The sequence below is a fragment of the Macrococcoides bohemicum genome (assembly GCF_003259675.1).
GTDB classification, from domain to species: domain Bacteria; phylum Bacillota; class Bacilli; order Staphylococcales; family Staphylococcaceae; genus Macrococcoides; species Macrococcoides bohemicum.
The window spans coordinates 32,403-50,301 of sequence record NZ_PZJG01000008.1; the positions used below are offsets into that span (position 1 = coordinate 32,403).

20 protein-coding genes are annotated in these 17,899 nt (G+C 37.5%); 10 read left to right on the forward strand and 10 right to left on the reverse strand.

Annotation, left to right across the window (positions count from 1 at the left end; genetic code table 11):
* Nucleotides 1–46: 46 nt before the first annotated feature.
* On the forward strand, nt 47–1,234 hold the full coding sequence (gene tuf / locus BHX94_RS10965; RefSeq protein ID WP_096077877.1) for an elongation factor Tu: 1,188 nt from the start codon (nt 47–49) through the stop codon (nt 1,232–1,234).
* A 64-nt stretch (nt 1,235–1,298) separates the two neighbouring features.
* Here the strand turns inward: tuf and BHX94_RS10970 are convergent, their stop codons facing one another.
* From BHX94_RS10970 to BHX94_RS10980, 3 genes are read right to left on the reverse strand one after another with little or no spacing between them, the layout of a single operon-like run.
* Nucleotides 1,299–2,477 carry an amidohydrolase gene (locus BHX94_RS10970; RefSeq protein WP_111746646.1) on the reverse strand — a complete coding sequence of 393 codons (1,179 nt, stop codon included), beginning with the start codon at nt 2,475–2,477 and terminating at the stop codon, nt 1,299–1,301.
* Nucleotides 2,464–3,651 carry an amidohydrolase gene (locus BHX94_RS10975; RefSeq protein ID WP_096077879.1) on the reverse strand — a complete coding sequence of 396 codons (1,188 nt, stop codon included), beginning with the start codon at nt 3,649–3,651 and terminating at the stop codon, nt 2,464–2,466. Before BHX94_RS10975 ends, BHX94_RS10970 begins: the two co-directional genes overlap by 14 nt.
* Nucleotides 3,636–4,811 carry an amidohydrolase gene (locus tag BHX94_RS10980; RefSeq protein ID WP_242446695.1) on the reverse strand — a complete coding sequence of 392 codons (1,176 nt, stop codon included), beginning with the start codon at nt 4,809–4,811 and terminating at the stop codon, nt 3,636–3,638. Before BHX94_RS10980 ends, BHX94_RS10975 begins: the two co-directional genes overlap by 16 nt.
* A gap of 157 nt (nt 4,812–4,968) precedes the next feature.
* Here BHX94_RS10980 and BHX94_RS10985 point away from each other — a divergent pair, with 157 nt between their 5' ends.
* The 5 genes from BHX94_RS10985 to BHX94_RS11005 all read left to right on the forward strand — a co-directional run bounded on the left by BHX94_RS10985 (nt 4,969) and on the right by BHX94_RS11005 (nt 10,466).
* Nucleotides 4,969–6,159, forward strand: coding sequence for a glycine C-acetyltransferase (locus BHX94_RS10985; protein ID WP_111746650.1), 1,191 nt, complete (start codon nt 4,969–4,971; stop codon nt 6,157–6,159).
* A 177-nt stretch (nt 6,160–6,336) separates the two neighbouring features.
* A complete protein-coding gene (locus BHX94_RS10990) occupies nt 6,337–7,290 on the forward strand; it encodes an L-threonine 3-dehydrogenase (protein WP_111746652.1) in 954 nt (317 codons plus the stop codon).
* 194 nt (nt 7,291–7,484) lie between these two features.
* Nucleotides 7,485–8,555, forward strand: coding sequence for a branched-chain amino acid aminotransferase (locus tag BHX94_RS10995; protein ID WP_096077883.1), 1,071 nt, complete (start codon nt 7,485–7,487; stop codon nt 8,553–8,555).
* Nucleotides 8,556–8,647: 92 nt separating this feature from the next.
* Nucleotides 8,648–9,682: a PTS sugar transporter subunit IIC gene (locus BHX94_RS11000; RefSeq protein WP_232508207.1), complete on the forward strand. Its 1,035-nt coding sequence runs from the start codon at nt 8,648–8,650 to the stop codon at nt 9,680–9,682.
* Nucleotides 9,683–9,773: 91 nt separating this feature from the next.
* Complete coding sequence (locus BHX94_RS11005; protein WP_111746654.1) at nt 9,774–10,466, forward strand: HAD family hydrolase; 693 nt, start codon at nt 9,774–9,776, stop codon at nt 10,464–10,466.
* 49 nt (nt 10,467–10,515) lie between these two features.
* On the opposite strand, the gene BHX94_RS11010 is transcribed toward BHX94_RS11005, so the two are convergent.
* Nucleotides 10,516–11,172, reverse strand: a complete 657-nt coding sequence (locus tag BHX94_RS11010) for a deoxynucleoside kinase (protein ID WP_111746656.1) — start codon at nt 11,170–11,172, stop codon at nt 10,516–10,518.
* Nucleotides 11,153–11,773: a deoxynucleoside kinase gene (locus BHX94_RS11015; protein ID WP_111746658.1), complete on the reverse strand. Its 621-nt coding sequence runs from the start codon at nt 11,771–11,773 to the stop codon at nt 11,153–11,155. The genes BHX94_RS11010 and BHX94_RS11015 overlap by 20 nt, the downstream gene beginning before the upstream one ends.
* 55 nt (nt 11,774–11,828) lie before the next feature.
* On the opposite strand from BHX94_RS11015, the gene tadA reads away from it, so the two are divergent.
* Together tadA and BHX94_RS11025 are read left to right on the forward strand one after the other, a co-directional pair.
* On the forward strand, nt 11,829–12,341 hold the full coding sequence (gene tadA, locus BHX94_RS11020) for a tRNA adenosine(34) deaminase TadA (RefSeq protein ID WP_111746660.1): 513 nt from the start codon (nt 11,829–11,831) through the stop codon (nt 12,339–12,341).
* Nucleotides 12,342–12,395: 54 nt separating this feature from the next.
* Nucleotides 12,396–13,262: a Cof-type HAD-IIB family hydrolase gene (locus BHX94_RS11025; protein WP_111746662.1), complete on the forward strand. Its 867-nt coding sequence runs from the start codon at nt 12,396–12,398 to the stop codon at nt 13,260–13,262.
* A 117-nt stretch (nt 13,263–13,379) separates the two neighbouring features.
* Here the strand turns inward: BHX94_RS11025 and BHX94_RS11030 are convergent, their stop codons facing one another.
* The 5 genes from BHX94_RS11030 to thiD form a co-directional block, all read right to left on the reverse strand.
* The gene (locus tag BHX94_RS11030; protein ID WP_199798154.1) at nt 13,380–13,934 is read right to left on the reverse strand and encodes a sugar O-acetyltransferase; all 555 of its coding nucleotides are present in this window, start codon (nt 13,932–13,934) and stop codon (nt 13,380–13,382) included.
* A 9-nt stretch (nt 13,935–13,943) separates the two neighbouring features.
* A complete protein-coding gene (folE2, locus tag BHX94_RS11035) occupies nt 13,944–14,822 on the reverse strand; it encodes a GTP cyclohydrolase FolE2 (protein ID WP_111746664.1) in 879 nt (292 codons plus the stop codon).
* Between the two features lie 13 nt (nt 14,823–14,835).
* The gene (gene bshB2, locus BHX94_RS11040) at nt 14,836–15,498 is read right to left on the reverse strand and encodes a bacillithiol biosynthesis deacetylase BshB2 (protein WP_199798155.1); all 663 of its coding nucleotides are present in this window, start codon (nt 15,496–15,498) and stop codon (nt 14,836–14,838) included.
* A gap of 13 nt (nt 15,499–15,511) precedes the next feature.
* Nucleotides 15,512–15,868 (reverse strand): YojF family protein, encoded by a 357-nt coding sequence (locus BHX94_RS11045; protein WP_096077892.1) that lies wholly within the window; start codon nt 15,866–15,868, stop codon nt 15,512–15,514.
* 124 nt (nt 15,869–15,992) lie between these two features.
* The gene (gene thiD / locus BHX94_RS11050) at nt 15,993–16,823 is read right to left on the reverse strand and encodes a bifunctional hydroxymethylpyrimidine kinase/phosphomethylpyrimidine kinase (RefSeq protein ID WP_111746668.1); all 831 of its coding nucleotides are present in this window, start codon (nt 16,821–16,823) and stop codon (nt 15,993–15,995) included.
* 107 nt (nt 16,824–16,930) lie between these two features.
* Here thiD and BHX94_RS11055 point away from each other — a divergent pair, with 107 nt between their 5' ends.
* A complete protein-coding gene (locus BHX94_RS11055) occupies nt 16,931–17,590 on the forward strand; it encodes a uracil-DNA glycosylase (RefSeq protein ID WP_111746670.1) in 660 nt (219 codons plus the stop codon).
* Complete coding sequence (locus tag BHX94_RS11060) at nt 17,587–17,895, forward strand: DUF5327 family protein (RefSeq protein WP_111746672.1); 309 nt, start codon at nt 17,587–17,589, stop codon at nt 17,893–17,895. The genes BHX94_RS11055 and BHX94_RS11060 overlap by 4 nt, the downstream gene beginning before the upstream one ends.
* Nucleotides 17,896–17,899 lie beyond the last annotated feature (4 nt).

Consider the following 17,899-nt stretch of genomic DNA (forward strand, 5'->3'; position numbering starts at 1 on the left):
TGAGTAATATTAAAAAATTAACTTAAACTTAAGGAGAGATTTCGAAATGGCTAAAGAAAAATTTGATCGCTCGAAAACACATGCCAATATTGGTACTATCGGTCACGTTGACCACGGTAAAACAACTTTAACAGCTGCAATTGCAACTGTATTATCAAAAAAATTAGGTGGGGAAGCTCGTTCTTACGACCAAATCGATAACGCACCTGAAGAAAAAGAACGTGGTATCACAATCAATACTTCACATATCGAGTATGAAACTGAAAAACGTCACTACGCTCACGTTGACTGCCCAGGACACGCTGACTATGTTAAAAACATGATCACTGGTGCTGCTCAAATGGACGGTGGTATCTTAGTAGTATCTGCTGCTGACGGTCCAATGCCTCAAACTCGTGAACACATTCTTTTATCACGTAACGTAGGTGTACCTGCATTAGTAGTATTCTTAAACAAAGTTGACATGGTTGACGATGAAGAATTATTAGAATTAGTTGAAATGGAAGTTCGTGACTTATTATCTGAATACGATTTCCCTGGCGACGATATTCCAGTAATCGCTGGTTCTGCTTTAAAAGCATTAGAAGGCGAAGAAAAATACGAAGAAAAAATCATGGAATTAATGGATGCAGTTGATGAGTACATCCCAACTCCAGAACGTGATTCTGAAAAACCATTCATGATGCCAGTTGAGGACGTATTCTCAATCACTGGTCGTGGTACAGTAGCTACAGGACGTGTTGAACGTGGACAAGTTAAAGTTGGTGAAGAAATTGAAATCATCGGTTTAACTGAAGAGCCATCTAAAACAACTGTAACTGGTGTTGAAATGTTCCGTAAATTATTAGATTACGCTGAAGCTGGTGACAACATTGGTGCATTATTACGTGGGGTTTCACGTGAAGATGTTCAACGTGGACAAGTATTAGCTAAACCAGGAACTATCACGCCACATACTAAATTTAAAGCTGAAGTTTACGTATTATCTAAAGAAGAGGGTGGACGTCATACTCCATTCTTCACTAACTACCGCCCACAGTTCTACTTCCGTACAACTGACGTAACTGGTGTAGTTAACTTACCAGAAGGTACTGAAATGGTTATGCCTGGAGACAACGTTGAAATGAACGTTGAATTAATCTCTCCAATCGCGATTGAAGACGGAACTCGTTTCTCAATTCGTGAAGGTGGACGTACTGTAGGATCAGGTGTTGTATCTGTAATCGAAAAATAATATCACTTTTGTGATTTTTAAAACCCACGAGGGACGCCTCGTGGGTTTTATTTTTATATTTTTACTATTCTTTTCCTAATGTATCCATATGTTCGATTAAATTGACAAATACTCTAACGCCATTTAACAATCCATTTTCATCCATATCAAATTTAGGATGATGATGTGGAAAATCAGCTTGTAATGTTTCATTTCTAACCCCAGTGTTGAAATAACATCCCGGTCTTTCCTGAAGAAAGTAAGCAAAATCTTCACCACCAAGAGATGGTGTTCCTTCTAGTACTTCAGCAATTTCTGAAATATCTTCACTTAAATTTTTAAGCCATAACGTTTCTTTTTCACTATTGATTAATGCAGGATAACCATGGGTGTAGTTTAATGTAATGTTAACACTAAAGCTCTTTTCAATACCTTGAATTATCTCATTTATTCTTTCGATCATTACAGCTTTAATCGATTTATCATACGTGCGCAATGTACCGCTTAAATGCGCAGTTTCTGCAATAACATTAAAAGCATTACCACTATTAAATTCTCCAATCGTTAATACACCTGTTTTTATCGGATTGATGCTACGAGAGACAACGGTTTGTAGTTGTGTGATTAAGTAACTAGCTGCGATAATTGCATCATGTGTCGTATGTGGCGCAGCGCCATGTCCGCCTGATCCGTGTATATCCATTGTAAATGCATCGGCAAATCCATGTGATGGACCGGTAATAAAACTCACTGCATTACTTTTTAAATTGCTTGAACTGTGCGTTCCAAAAACATAATCAACTCCTTCTAGAACACCTGCTTCAATCATTGATTTAGCGCCACCTGGTAAAACTTCCTCAGCATGTTGATGGCAAAGAATGACGGTACCTTTAAGTTCATTTTGATGTGTTTTAATGATTTTAGCAGTAATCAGCAGCATTGCTGTATGACCATCATGTCCACAGGCATGCATAACACCAGGGACTTTTGATTTATAAGGTACATCTTTCAAATCCTGAATAGGTAATGCATCGAAATCCGCACGGAGTAATACTGATGGGCCAGGTAATTTACCTTCTATCACACCATATAATCCATTACCTCCGACATTACGCGTAACCGGTATATCAAGTGCTGTTAAATAGTTTGCGATATACTCAGCTGTTTCTGTCTCATGAAAAGAGAGTTCCGGATGCATATGCAAATATCTTCTTATTTCAATCAACTCTTCTTTAAATTTCTCTACCTCTTTATACCATGCCATCTACAGTCCCCCCTTGTTCAAAGTAATCTTCAGTTGCTTGTAAGAATACTTTTACTGCATTTACCATGCCTCTTTCATCAATATCAAATTTTGGATGATGATGAGGAAAATCTGCTTTAAAGTTCTCGTTGCGTGTACCAGTATAGAAAAATGAACCTGGGACACGTTGTAAGTAATAAGAAAAATCTTCTCCACCTAGAGAAGGCTCAAGTTCAACAAGTTCCTCTACACTCTCTATTTTGCGTGCGGCACTGACAATTAAGTCTGTTTCGTTTGTAGTATTTACAACTGGAGGATATCCTTTTAAATATTTTAATTCATAGGTAATGCCCATCGTCGTTACGAGTCCTTCTAAACATTTTTTCAGTTCTTTATACATTAAACTTTGCGTTTCGGCATTAAACGTTCTGATTGTCCCAGCTATTTTAGCAGTATCTGGAATAACATTGTTCTGATCACCTGCTTCTAATTGTGTAATTGATAGCACTGCAGGTGTTGTTGGATTCGTTTTACGTGAAACAATATATTGAAGATCATTACATAAGCGTATTGTTGCTGCAACTGGATCAATCGTCGTATCTGGATGTGCGGCGTGCCCACCTTTACCTTGAATCGTAATCCAGAAATCATCAGGGATGCCTGTAGCTGTACCATATTTATAACCAATCTTTCCTACGTCTAAAGAACTTGATACATGTTGACCGATAATAGCATCCACACCACTTAAACAATTGTCTGCTATCATTTGTATTGCACCACCAGGATCAACTTCTTCAGCGTGTTGATGGATGAATACTAAATTTCCGTTCAGTTTATCAAAGTTTTCTGATAGAATTTTTGCTGTGATAAGTAGGACAGCTGTATGAGCATCATGACCACAAGCATGCATAATACCTGGAACCTGTGATTTATAAGGCACTTCTTTTTCATCTTGAATAGGTAATGCATCGAAGTCAGCGCGAATAGCAAGTGTAGGTAAATCAGGATTTTTAATTAAACGTCCTACGACACCGCGTCCACCTACGCCAGTTTCAACTTCAATTCCTAAATCAGTTAAATAGTCAGCGATAAACTGGGGCGTTTCGGTTTCCTGAAATGATAGTTCCGGATTCATATGAAAATGACGACGAAGTGCTACAAGTTCGTCATAATACTTCTCTATTTGTTTAAACATAGTACACCTTCTTCTAATAAAATATTTAAAAATAACATGGCAGCATCATTCATTGCAGACTCATCAAAATCAAATAAAGGGTGATGGTGAGGTGCAGTTATGCCACGTTCTTTATTACCAGCAGCGGTAAAGAAGAAAGCACCTGGCTTATGCTGTAGATAGTATGAGAAATCTTCACCGATCATCACTTGTTCCATTTCATTAAAGGGTAACCCGGCACGTTCTGAGGCACGTTTAATAACATCCACACATTCATTGTGATTGATAACAGCAGGATAACCGTCGATATAATCTAATGTGTATGTTAGCCCTTTTGCAATCGATAGTCCTCTTAATTCATTTTCCATCGCTGTTTTTATCAGCGTTTTAATTTCAGGATCGAATGTTCTCACTGTGCCGGTACAAAAAGCTTTATCGCTTATGATATTAAATGCATTACCAGCAACAACTTTGCCGATAGTAAGAACTGCTTCACTTGTTGGGGGAACATTTCTGGAAACAATAGTCTGTATATTTGTAATAAATGTTGCCATCGCTACAATCGCATCTATTGCTGTATCAGGATGAGCACCATGACCACCTTTCCCTTGTATTGTGATATCGAACATATCCGGACTAGACAGCATCGCATCATATTTACAATGTATTGCCCCATGCTCAAAAGGTGACCATAGATGATTGCCGTATATTCTATCCACACCTTCGAGTGCACCATCATTGGCCATTGGTTCTGCGCCACCTGGAGCAAGTTCTTCAGCAAATTGGAAAATTAGAACGATGGTTCCATTAATATTGTAGAAGTGGTTATTTAATATTCGCGCTACTCCTAGCAGAATAGAAGTATGACCGTCGTGCCCACAGGCATGCATAACACCATCGTTGTGAGATTTATACGGGACGTCTTTTTGATCATGAATCGGCAGTGCATCGAAGTCAGCACGGAAAGCAATTGAAGAACCGCTACCGTTTGAAATGGTTGCCACTAATCCTTTCTGACCGACACGTTCTCGGATCGAGAATTGTTTAAGCTGCTGTAATTGCTCAAGAATAAATGCATAAGTATTTGTTTCTTCAAAAGATAGTTCTGGATGCATATGTAAAAATCTGCGGTCTTTTATAAGTTGCTCTGTTTCATTTTGTACGAGCTGCTGGATATCCAAGTGGCTCACTCCTCTGCAGTATAATGTTATTAGTGTAACAGAGATATTAGAATATTTAAACTTCTTAATCTGGACGAAACCGTTTACTTATTCAATAGCAGTTCAATATAACTTATGTTATGATGTAAATGAAAATTACATTCTAGGGGTGCTTAAAATGTCTAAAGTATTAGAACAGTTCTTAACAGAGAATTTAACTTATTTAAAAGACAACGGTCTATACAATGAAATTAATGTTGTTGAAGGCGCAAACGGTCCAATCATTAAAATCAAAGGTAAAGAATTAATCAACCTTTCATCTAATAACTACTTAGGTTTAGCTACAAATGATCGCATGAAGAAAGTTGCAAAAGAAGCTGTAGACTCACACGGTGTTGGTGCAGGTGCGGTACGTACAATCAATGGTACATTAGATTTACACGTTCAATTAGAAGAAAAATTAGCAGAATTTAAAGGTACTGAAGCTGCAATTGCATACCAATCTGGTTTTAACTGTAATATGGCAGCAATTAGCGCAGTTATGAATAAAGAAGATGCAATTCTTTCAGATGAATTAAACCATGCATCTATCATCGACGGATGTCGTTTATCTAGAGCGAAGATCATCCGTGTAAATCACTCAGATATGGACGATTTACGTGCGAAAGCAAAAGAAGCGGTTGAATCTGGTTTATACAAAAAAGTAATGTATATTACTGATGGTGTATTCTCTATGGATGGAGACGTTGCAAAATTACCAGAAATCGTTGAAATCGCTGAAGAATTCGGTTTAATCACTTATGTTGATGATGCACACGGTAGTGGTGTAATGGGTAAAGGTGCAGGAACAGTGAAACATTTCGGTCTTCAGGATAAGATTGATTTCCAAATCGGTACTTTATCAAAAGCAATCGGTGTTGTTGGTGGATATGTAGCTGGTACTCAAGATTTAATTGACTGGTTAAAAGTTGCTTCACGTCCATTCTTATTCTCTACTTCATTAGCGCCAGCAGATACACGTGCGATTACTGAAGCAATCGATATTTTAATGGAATCTACTGAGTTACATGATAAGTTATGGGAAAATGGTAACTACTTAAAAGACGGTCTTAAAAAATTAGGTTTCGATATCGGTCATTCAGAGACACCGATCACTCCATGTATTATCGGTGATGAGAAAACAACTCAAGAATTCTCTAAACGTTTAATGGAAGAAGGCGTATATGCTAAATCTATCGTCTTCCCAACTGTGCCAAAGGGTACAGGACGTGTACGTAATATGCCAACTGCTGCGCATACTAAAGAAATGTTAGACGATGCTTTAGCAATTTATGAGCGTGTAGGTAAAGCGTTAAATATCATTAAATAATTTGTAAATCTTAAAATAATATGAACAAATCACAAAAGAGTGGGAATTTCCCACTCTTTTTATGTATCTCCCTAATGGACATGTAACCGTTTTTATTATAGAATAAATGTAAAAATAATTAAAAATTATTACATTTGTACTCTTGAGAAAGACAAATGTACATAAAGGGGTATAAACATGAAAAGAATTATGATTACTGGTGCATTAGGTCAAATCGGAACTGAATTAACGCTTAAATTACGTGAAATTTATGGTGTAGACAATGTATTAGCCACAGACTTACGTCGTCCAGAAGAAGGCGCAAAAGTTTTAGAAGGTCCTTTCGAAGCGTTAGATGTAACAGATGCTGAACGTATGGACAAATTAGCTGCGGACTTTAAAGCAGATACATTAATGCATATGGCTGCATTATTATCAGCTACTGCTGAGAAAAATCCGGTATTTGCATGGAACTTAAATATGGGTGGATTATTGAATGCATTAGAAGTTGCACGTAAATATAACATGCAATTCTTTACACCATCTTCAATCGGAGCTTTTGGTCCTAGCACACCAGCTGATAATACACCACAAGTTACAATTCAACGTCCTACAACAATGTATGGTGTAAACAAAGTTTCTGGTGAGTTATTATGTGACTACTACTTCCACCGTTTCGGTGTAGATACGCGTGGTGTACGTTTCCCAGGTCTTATCTCACACGTTAAAGAACCAGGTGGCGGTACGACTGACTATGCAGTAGAAATCTACTTCAAAGCGATTCGTGAAGGTAAATACACTTCATACATCAACAAAGGTACATACATGGATATGATGTTTATGGATGACGCGATTGATGCAATTATCAAGTTAATGGAAGCACCTGCTGAAAACTTAAAAGACCGTAACGCATTTAACGTTACAGCAATGAGTGTAGATCCCGAAATGATCGCTGCAAGCATTCGTAAAGTAATGCCAGACTTCGAACTTGATTATGATGTAGATCCAGTGCGTGAAGGTATTGCACAAAGCTGGCCGAACTCAATCGATGCAACGGAAGCGAAGAAACAATGGGGATTTGAACCTAAGTTTGATTTAGATGCGATGACGAAAGAAATGTTAGATGCAATTAACTTAAAAGAAAATAAATAATTGATAAATTTTATAAAGAATCTGAAGAAATGCGTAGTAAATACTGCGAATTTCTTCGGATTTTTTTGATTTTTAAAATGTAAGCGTTTTAATTATATAGAACAATTAGAATTTTCTAAAAACTTATTGAAAAACAAATTTAGAGTTGCTATACTGAGTGACATTAATAATAAATTTTGAAAGGATTGAATGAAATGGTAGCAGTCTTTGAAGTGGAAGAACGAATGCATAAACAGCAAAAGCCTGATCCTGAAAACTTGGGATTTGGTCGATTTTTTACAGATTATATGTTTTCAATGGATTACACACAAGAAGAAGGTTGGCATAATAAAAAAATCATCCCTTATCAGGAAATCTCCATGAGCCCAGCTTCGCAAGTACTTCATTATGGTCAGGCAGTCTTTGAAGGACTGAAGGCTTACAAGACAAAAGATGGTATTCAGTTATTTCGCCCCGACCAAAATTTTAAACGAATGAATAAATCATGTGAACGATTAGAAATGCCTCAAATAGATGTTGAGGAAATGGTACAAGCACTCAAACAGCTTGTTGCACTGGAAGAAGCGTGGATTCCAGATGGCGCCGGCCAGTCTTTATATATTAGACCGATTGTATTTGCGAATGAACCATTCTTAGGTGTAAGACCAGCGCTCAGCTATAAATTTTTGATTCTTTTATCTCCGGTAGGTGCTTATTACGGTGGTGAACAATTATCACCAACGAAAATCTATGTTGAAGATGAATATGTTAGAGCGGTTAGAGGTGGTGTAGGCTTTGCGAAGGCAGCAGGCAACTATGCTGCAAGTCTGATTGCTCAGTCAAGAGCTGAAAAATTAGGCTATGATCAAGTATTGTGGCTAGACGGTGTGGATCAAGCATATATTGAAGAAGTAGGAAGTATGAATATATTCTTTGTTATCAACAATAAGCTTGTAACACCTGAACTGAATGGCAGTATTTTACCAGGTATTACACGTAAGTCTATTTTAGAGCTTGCTGAGCATTTAGGGTACGATGTAGAAGAACGTCGCATCGGCATTCAGGAAGTTGTGGATAGTGCAAAGGATGGTAGTTTAACGGAAGTATTTGGTGCAGGAACAGCAGTCGTTATCTCACCGGTTGGCGAGATTAAATATAAAGATGAAGTATTAACGATTGGCGATGGTAATACAGGTAAATTAACTGAAGAGCTATATAAGGCGTATACAAGCATTCAAAATGGTTCGAAAGAAGATCCATTTGGATGGTGTATTTCAGTAGAATAAATATTAAGGAGAGTGGTCAATTATGGATATTCATATTTGTAACGATAAAGAAGGTCATATTATGTAAAAACTAAAAATAGGAGTGGATAATTATGGAACATGAGATGAGTAAAAAAGCATATTTTAAGGATCGATTCGAAAAAGGAGCACAAGGTATCTCAGCCGGTATCTTTGTATCTCTCGGGGTAGGCATGCTCTTAAAGTCACTAGGTGGTTTATTACACATTGATTTATTAGTTCTTTTTGGCACAATTTCGATGTTAATTTTAGCGCCGGCACTAGGAGGAGCGATTGCTTATAGTTTAGGCGCAAATGGCATTACATTAGTTTCTGCAATGGTTGCTGCAACGATTGGCGGTAACGCACTAAAAGAAGTGAATGGAGTATTTACAATCCAGACAGGACTTCCAATCGGTGCAATTATCGGTGCAATCGTAGCAACGTATGTCGGGAAGAAAGTAACCGGAAAGACGATTCTTGACATGATGGCCGTACCAACATCTGCAGTGCTTGTAGGTAGTGTAGTAGGTTATTATCTCGCACGTGTCGTTGAACCGGCATTAGTCGTTATTTCGAAATCGATCGCTCAATCTGTAGAAGGACAACCACTTATCTCATCTGTAGTGATTGCGCTCGTATTTGCAGTTATCGTAATGACACCAGCATCTTCAGCAGCGCTGGTTATCGTCTTACAACTTGACCCAGCATCTTCTGCGGCAGCACTTGTCGGTATCTCAGCACAATTTGTAGGATACACAGCTATGGGATTAAAGGATAATGATTTAGGTGGCTTCTTAGCACAGCTCGTTTGTACACCTAAAGTTCAGTTCCCGAACATTGTAAACAACCCTAAAATTATGGTAGCGCCACTTGCAGCTGCTGCAATCAGTGGACCGGTTGCAATCCTTGGATTTCATTTAGGCGTGCCATATGAAATTGGTGGCATCGGCTTATGCGGATTTATCGCACCGATGCAAATCTTAAATGATCAAGGGGTTGTACCATTTACGCAATTTATGATTGCAGGCGTATTACTTCCGCTTGTAGTTACTTATGTATTACACTACGGTGTCGCACGACGTTTCAACCATGTGAAAGCAGGGGATTTAGCGTTAGAAATCAAATAAATAATATATCTCACTCAAGTTCGAGTGAGATATATTTGCGTGAAAGGGGTATAAAAATAATAAAAGTAAAGCTAAGGAGAAGAAAAAGATTATGACGAAATTAATCGTATTTGATAAAGACGGAACATTAATGAAATTAGGCCATCCGGTGGTGAAGTTAGCTGATGACTTGATTAACGAATTTTCAGTCCGTACAAATATTCATGTGCCAAAATCTGAAATAAAAGACGCATTCGGTATTGTCGATGATCATGTTGATAAATTGATTGGTGCAAAAACAGCAAAGGCAATCGTATCCAGTTTAGAGAAGCTTCCGAATGGTGATGCGATGGCCAGCTGGTTACTTAAAAAGATTGAACATGCAACGTCTGACAATGAAGTGGAAGACATCGAAATTATTGAAGGTGTTCAGAAAACATTGAAATCTCTACATGATAAAGGTTACCTTCTTGCTGTCGTATCAGCGGATGACACAGCTTCAATGGATTTATTTATAGATAAATATAGCATCCGTGAATATTTTGATATGATTATTACGAGTGACACATCAGAGTATCATAAACCCCAAAAAGAATTGTTGCAGCTTATTATGAATGATTTAAATGTTGCCAAAGAGAAAACGATGATGGTGGGTGATACAGAGATGGATATTGAACTTGGGCAAAATGGTGAAGTTGGTAAAATCGTTGGTGTATTATCAGGATCTGGTAATCAACAGGATTTGCGTAATGCCCACGTTGTTCTAGATAGTGTCGCTGAAATGATTGACAAACTTGAGTTATAAAACAATATAAAAATGGTACGGTAAATTTTTACCGTACCATTTTTATCTTTTATCTTTTATGCATAGCTCTATGCGTTTCAATGACTTTTGCGATTTTTTGAATAACAGGGTCCAGTGAATCGATATTGTCATACACATCATATTCATTAATATTTACACGTACGACTGGACAGGCGTTGAAACCATCAATCCACTTTTCATAACGCGCAAATAAGGCACGCCAGTAAGTTTCATCAGTTTCAATTTCCATTTGACGTCCACGCTCAGCGATACGATTAATTACAGATTCATAGTCACACTCTAAATAGATTAAACAGTCAGGTTTAGGGAAGTATGGCGTCATCACCATGGCTTCATATAATTCATAATACGTTTTGAAGTCTTCAGCCGTCATCGTACCGCCTTCTTCATGCATCTTAGCAAAGATATCAACGTCTTCGTAAATAGAGCGATCTTGAATAAATCCACCACCATACTCAAACATACGTTTTTGTTCTTTGAAGCGTTCTGCTAAAAAGTATATTTGCAGATGGAAGCTCCAACGATCAAAGTCAGCATAGAATTTTTCAAGATAAGGATTATTATCAACTTTTTCGAAAGACGTTTTAAAGTTTAATTTTTCAGCTAAAGCTCTTGTTAAAGAAGATTTACCGACACCTACTGTGCCAGCGATAGTAATAATTGCATCATTTGGTATTTGGTACATTGTGTTCTCCAATTCTCGCGGTAATGCGTTGTAATATTTGTTCGAAATCTTGTGGATTATTTACAAAGTCAAGATGTGTCGTATCGATAAGTAAGGTTGTATCACTATCTTTCATAGATTCGTATACATTTTTATAATCATCGGTTAACTTAATCAGATAATCATCTTCAATGATTTGTTCAAAGTCACGCGCACGTTTGGCGATACGTTTCTTTAACGTATCAAGATCTGCTGTTAAGAATATCGTTGCATCAGGTTCTCTAATATCTTCAGTCAAAATATCGTAGATGCGGATAAATTTATCATATTCATTATAGTTTAAAGTATTCTTTGCAAACACTTTATTCTTTAGAATGTGATAATCGCTGACTACAGCTTTATCTTTACTTAACTCACTTAACTCTTTGTATCGATGGCATAAGAAGAACATCTCGGTTTGAAAGCTCCACTTTTCAATGTCAGCATAAAAGTCTGAAAGAAAAGGATTCTCTTCTACGATTTCGTACATCGCAGGAACGCCTAGATGTTTGGAAAGTAAAGTAGTTAATGAACTTTTGCCGACACCGATAGGGCCTTCAATTGCAATATATAAAGGTGTCATAATAATCTCCTCTAATGTAGAATAAAATAGTATATAGTATTGTAACACAAAAATTATGAAGGTGGACGAAAATTTGAATCATGAAGTTTATATGAAACTTGCAATTGAAGAAGCGAATAAAGCTTTAGCAATTGATGAAGTACCGATTGGTGCTGTAGTAGTCCATCACGGTGAAATTATCGGTAGAGGATTTAATACACGGGAGTCCGAACAAAATCCGATTCATCATGCGGAGATGAAAGCAATTCAGGCAGCAAGTGAACATTTAGGGTCGTGGCGCTTAGAGGAGTGTACGTTGTATGTAACACTGGAACCATGTGTGATGTGCAGTGGAGCTATCGTGATGAGTCGTATACCAATTGTTGTTTACGGCGCACATGATGAAAAAGGTGGATGCAGTGGCAGTCTGATGAACTTACTCAATCAACGGGAATTTAATCATCGGGCAACTGTGATTAGCGGGATATGTCATGATGAATGTAGTAACTTACTGAAAGATTTCTTTAGAATTTTAAGACAGAAAAAGTTACTCGAAAAACAAAAAAAACTTGAAAGTGAGTTATTTTAGATATCGCTTAAAAAATTTGTTAAACTGTATGTATTCAAATGAGGAGATGAGCCCATGATTAAACTAATTGCAACCGATATGGATGGAACATTATTAAACAGCGCACATGAAGTATCTGAAGAAAATATTAAGGCGATTGAATATGCACAATCAAAAGGTGTTACAGTTGTCATTGCTACAGGACGTGCATTCTATGAAGCGAATACGCCTATTAAACCGACAGGATTAAAAGTACCATTCATTTGCTTGAATGGTGCAGAAGTACGTGATGAGGAATTCAATATTAGACATACTTCGAAATTAAGCGATCAGCAGATTAAAGATGTTACTTCGATATTAGATAAATATAGTTTGTATTATCAGGTATACACAAGTGCACGCATTTATACGGAAGATAAAGAGAAAGACTTACAAATTTATCTGGATATTGCAGAAAAGATGGGACACACACCGGATGTAGAAAAAATACGCCACTCTATCCAGAAACGAATTGATAATGGATCACTGAAAGAAGTATCAAATTATCAGGAAGTATACGAACGTGATGGTGAGATCGTGATGAAATTCTTAGCCTTCTCTAGTGATTTAGAAAAAATTGATGCCGCTAAAGCTGAACTCGCGCAGTTTAAACATTTAGCAGTATCAGCGTCATCTCGTGGTAACATTGAAATCACACATAATGATGCACAAAAAGGAATTGCATTAGAGGCGCTATGCGAACAACTAAATATCACAATGGATCAAGTGATGGCGATTGGTGATAATTTAAATGATATTTCGATGATTGAGAAAGCGCAGTATTCATTTGCAATGGAAAACGGTACAGATGAAGTAAAAGCTGCAGCGCGTTATATGGCTGGATCTAATGAAGACAGCGGTGTCGGACGCGCAATTATGCAAGTGATGAATGGAGAAGTTTAGATTTCACAGAGCCAAACAAGTCCGATATAAGTGGTATATCGGACAAGACGCACTAGATTTATTGTCACATCCAAATAAAAAGCGATGATCTCTACATGTATCATCGCTTTCTTCATATTATTCTATTACTTGTATAACGCGGGATGGCACACCTGCCACTACAACGTTATCAGGTACATCTTTCGTTACAACTGCGCCACTGGCAATCACAACGTTATTGCCAATCGTCACACCTGGATTAATCACACTACGACCGCCAATCCAGCAATTATCTCCGATTACAACCGGTTTAGCATACTCTAAACCGCTATTGCGCTGGGCGGGGTCAACCGGATGAGTTGCTGTATAGATATGGACGCCAGGCGCTATCATACAATTATCGCCGATAGTTACTGGTGCAACATCTAAAATCGTTAAATCATGATTAGCATAAAAGTTTTCACCCACATGAATATTATAACCATAGTCACAACGGAAATCTGTTTCAATCGTAACATGTTCTTTAGTTGAACCAAGAATTGCTTTAATGCGTTTTTTTCGTTCATCTGCTAAATTTTCAGGCGTGTTATTATACGCACGCACAGTTAATTTAGCATTCAAACGGTCATTCTTTAATTCTAAATCACTAGGATCATACATCAATCCGGCAATCATTTTTTCCTTTTCAGACATGACAATCACCTATTTCTTATAAGTTAAACGAGCGAATGCATCGTGCTGATGAATGGATTCTTCATTACGACATTCGATTGTGAACCCTTCAACGAATTCTAATTCAACAAGATCAGCTGCGATTAAACGTAATAAGTCTTCAACGAAACGAGGATTTTCATAAGCACGTTCGGTTACTGATTTCTCATCTGTACGTTTTAATATAGGATAGAGCATTGAACTTGCATTAACTTCCATCGCTTCTAAGATACGTTCTTTAAAATCGTCAGGTAATTCACCTTCTGGCGCGAAGTCAGCCTTTACTGTCACAATTCCGCGTTGGTTATGAGCAGAGTATTCACTGATTTCTTTAGAACATGGACAAAGTGTTGTTACCATTGCTGTTAATGTTAGTGATTTATTAACTACAGCATCACCTTCTACTGTCATAGAAAAACGCGTGTCTGCATGTCCGATTGCACGTAAATTCGTAACCGGACTGAAACGGTCAAAGAACCATTTCGCATCTACATCAACTGTCGCATCTTTTTGATGCATCACTGTCTGTAAAGTAACTAATACTGCTTTTAATGTTTCAAAATCAAGCGATAAACCATTATCATAATGGGCTTCAACGGATTCTAAAATACGGCTCATGTTAATGCCTTTTTCATCTTTAGCTAAATGTGTAGATAAGCTAAATGTTCCTGCTGTTTGATATCCATCCAGACGGACTGGATATGTTAAATTTTTAATACCTACATGATCGATTTCAAATAAAAAATCTTTTTTTGAACTTTGCAGGTCAGTCATCTTTTCTTTCTCAGTAGGTTTAGTCCCTTTAATAGGATCTACTGAACCGAAATGTTTCCAGCGACCTTCACGTGTATTTAAATTATATTGATCCATCTCATTCTCCTAATTAAACTTCGTATTCGTAGAAGCGTTCTTTTCGAAGCCACATATCTTTTGCCGCTTCTGCTTCTTGTGTATTTGCTGCTAAATTTTCTAGCATTGGTCCTGTTTGGGATGCATGTGCACCTAATACATTCATCTTTCTTTCTTCATATCCCGAAATATCATATTCAACATTGGGTTGGCCAATATTCTCAACTGTATCATTACTAAAAGCGACTAAATGTAATTTAGGTTTCTCACCGTCCATACGACGGACTGCCTCAACTACTGCATCAGCTGTTGCTTCATGATCTGGATGCACAGAGTAACCTGGATAGAACGAAATAATTTTTGAAGGATTTAAATCATTGATTAATCCTGTAACCATATCTGTTAAGTCATCTAATAATTCAAATTCCAACGTTTTGTCACGGTAACCCATTTTACGTAAGTCAGTAATTCCCATAACGCGACATGCATCTTCCAATTCTTTCTCGCGAATCTTAGGCAGCGTTTCACGTGTTGCAAATGGGGGATTGCCTAGGTTTCTCCCCATTTGTCCTGAAGTAAGGCATGCATAAGTGACAGGCGTACCTGCATCGATATGTTTCATAATCGTACCTGATACACCGAATGCTTCATCATCCGGGTGAGGGAAGATTACGAGTACTTGTCTTTCTTGTTCCATCATCATTTCCCCCTTAAACCTCAAATGGCGTTTCGCTTATTTCAAGAGCTGCTGCAAGCTGCCCTTGATAGTTTAATCCTGCCATTAAGAAACGACCTTGCTCGTCTATTTCAAAATGTGTTAAACCTTGCACGTATATCCATCCGCCATTTAATTTTAAACCGACACGGAAAGGTTCTTTTCCGCCGCCAGTAATAATCCCTTGAATATATGATACTTGAATATTACGTAAGAATGTACCCGCATTGAACACTTTTTGGTCAAAGTGACTTGCATAAGCACCGTTTGTCGTTTCTACATGTAAATAGACAGGCTTGCCTTGAAATTGATTCAATAGCTCCTGTACTTGTTGTTTTTCGATTAATTCCATCTTCATTGCTCCTCAAAGTTTATACTAGACTATTTTACTAAATAAATTGTAAAAATTATACCTTTTGAGCTTGCATACGAAAAAAAGACATAAAAAAGCTGAGACAATTGTCCCAGCATTTAAATTAAACTTCTTCTACAGTTACTTCAATCTTCTCAACGTTATTGTAAGCACCGTGTTGTACTGGGCCAACAAATTCGTTCATTTTCCAGCCGTGTTTAATTGCTGATGCTACAAATCCTTTAGCAGCAATTACAGCTTCACGTGGAGATTTACCTAATGCTAAGTTTGCAGTTGTTGCTGCCGCAAATGTACACCCTGCACCGTGGTTATATGATGATTGGAATTTATCTGTTGTCAGTAATGTATAAGTTACACCATCATAGTATAAATCTAATGCTTCATCAGATTCTAATGCTTTTCCACCTTTAATGATAACGTGTTTTGCGCCACGTTCGTGAATAATCTTTGCTGCTTCTTTCATCTGCTCGATTGTCGTCAACTTACCTAAACCAGATAATTGACCTGCTTCAAACAAGTTAGGTGTGACAATTGTAGCAAGTGGTAATAAGTATTTAATCATGGCATCGGTATTACCTGGGTTAAGTACTTCATCTTCCCCTTTACATACCATAACAGGGTCTACTACGAAGAACTCTGCATCAGAATCTTCGAAAGCAATTGCGGCACGTTCAATGATTTCTTCAGTACCTAGCATACCTGTTTTAATTGCATCTGGTCCGATTGATAATGCAGTTTTAATTTGTTTATCTAATAACTCAATTGGGAGTGGTGTAACGTCATGTCCCCAAGTTTCTGGATCCATTGCTACAACAGCAGTTAATGCTACCATCCCGTATGTGTTATATTCCTGGAAAGTTTTTAAGTCAGCCTGCATACCAGCTCCGGCACTTGTATCAGATCCCGCAATTGTTAAAATCTTTTTTAAGCTCATCATTCATTTCCCCTATAAAGTTATTTGTTATAATATCATATCATTAATAAGGATTTTAAAAAATAAATAAACACTAAGTTATGTTACAATTTCAATGAGGTGAAGTTATGGATTGGCAAAAGATATTTCATGAAATTAAATTAGCACATGATTTTTCAGATATGGATGCATTTTTAGAAGAAGCTTACAATACGAAAACGGTTTATCCGCCGCGTGAAGCGATTTATAATGCATTTGCTTTAACGCCTTTTGAAAATGTTAAAGTAGTTGTTATCGGACAAGATCCGTATCATGGTCCGAATCAAGCGCATGGCTTAGCATTCTCGGTGCAAGATGGTACTAAATTACCACCATCGCTACGTAATATGTATAAAGAACTTGAAAGCGACTTAGGTATCACGCGTGTAACAGGTGATCTTACCGGATGGGCTAAAGAAGGTGTACTACTTTTGAACAGAGTGCTCACTGTCGAACAAAAGACGCCGAATGCACATCAAGGTATTGGATGGGAGTATTTTACGCAGGCCATCGTTGAAGCGGTTTCTGTTCATAAAGAACATGTTGTCTTTGTCCTATGGGGCAGTCCAGCGCAAAAACTTATCCAGTATATCGATACAGATAAACATAGAATTATTAAAAGTGTCCATCCTAGTCCACTAAGTGCATATCGTGGATTCTTCGGTTCAAAACCCTTCAGTAAAATAAACCAGGATTTAGAAATGCACGGATTAACGCCAATTAACTGGGCAAGGGAGGATTTATCATGAACCAGAAATTAATTGCACAATTATCTCAGGAAATAACGCTTTTGAAACAAGCGAATAGTGATGCAGCGTTTAATAAGCATCTGTATGCGATTGAAATGTTAGCGCGTTTCGGGCAAACTGAAGAAAGTGGTGTAGCAATGCCTGATACACCATTGCAGCCGACAAATATAAGTAGAAGCACAGGCCCTCATGCAGGTATTACTACTGAAGAATTGAAGATGATGGGTGCTAAAGTAGTTTTAAGTGATAATAAAGTAAAAACGGATGACGGTTTCGGTAACGGTGATTCAATATTTGATTTTTAAATTC

Coding starts and splice junctions, on each gene's coding strand:
- BHX94_RS10985 (WP_111746650.1), top strand. CDS start 4,969: ATGTCTAAAGTATTAGAACAGTTCTTAACAGAGAATTTAACTTATTTA.
- BHX94_RS11000 (WP_232508207.1), top strand. CDS start 8,648: ATGGAACATGAGATGAGTAAAAAAGCATATTTTAAGGATCGATTCGAA.
- BHX94_RS10970 (WP_111746646.1), bottom strand. CDS start 2,477: ATGGCATGGTATAAAGAGGTAGAGAAATTTAAAGAAGAGTTGATTGAA.
- BHX94_RS11010 (WP_111746656.1), bottom strand. CDS start 11,172: ATGTACCAAATACCAAATGATGCAATTATTACTATCGCTGGCACAGTA.
- thiD (WP_111746668.1), bottom strand. CDS start 16,823: ATGAGCTTAAAAAAGATTTTAACAATTGCGGGATCTGATACAAGTGCC.
- BHX94_RS10990 (WP_111746652.1), top strand. CDS start 6,337: ATGAAAAGAATTATGATTACTGGTGCATTAGGTCAAATCGGAACTGAA.
- BHX94_RS11060 (WP_111746672.1), top strand. CDS start 17,587: ATGAACCAGAAATTAATTGCACAATTATCTCAGGAAATAACGCTTTTG.
- BHX94_RS10975 (WP_096077879.1), bottom strand. CDS start 3,651: ATGTTTAAACAAATAGAGAAGTATTATGACGAACTTGTAGCACTTCGT.
- folE2 (WP_111746664.1), bottom strand. CDS start 14,822: ATGGATCAATATAATTTAAATACACGTGAAGGTCGCTGGAAACATTTC.
- BHX94_RS10995 (WP_096077883.1), top strand. CDS start 7,485: ATGGTAGCAGTCTTTGAAGTGGAAGAACGAATGCATAAACAGCAAAAG.
- BHX94_RS11005 (WP_111746654.1), top strand. CDS start 9,774: ATGACGAAATTAATCGTATTTGATAAAGACGGAACATTAATGAAATTA.
- tadA (WP_111746660.1), top strand. CDS start 11,829: ATGAAGGTGGACGAAAATTTGAATCATGAAGTTTATATGAAACTTGCA.
- BHX94_RS11015 (WP_111746658.1), bottom strand. CDS start 11,773: ATGACACCTTTATATATTGCAATTGAAGGCCCTATCGGTGTCGGCAAA.
- tuf (WP_096077877.1), top strand. CDS start 47: ATGGCTAAAGAAAAATTTGATCGCTCGAAAACACATGCCAATATTGGT.
- BHX94_RS11055 (WP_111746670.1), top strand. CDS start 16,931: ATGGATTGGCAAAAGATATTTCATGAAATTAAATTAGCACATGATTTT.
- BHX94_RS11045 (WP_096077892.1), bottom strand. CDS start 15,868: ATGGAATTAATCGAAAAACAACAAGTACAGGAGCTATTGAATCAATTT.
- BHX94_RS11025 (WP_111746662.1), top strand. CDS start 12,396: ATGATTAAACTAATTGCAACCGATATGGATGGAACATTATTAAACAGC.
- bshB2 (WP_199798155.1), bottom strand. CDS start 15,498: ATGGAACAAGAAAGACAAGTACTCGTAATCTTCCCTCACCCGGATGAT.
- BHX94_RS11030 (WP_199798154.1), bottom strand. CDS start 13,934: ATGTCTGAAAAGGAAAAAATGATTGCCGGATTGATGTATGATCCTAGT.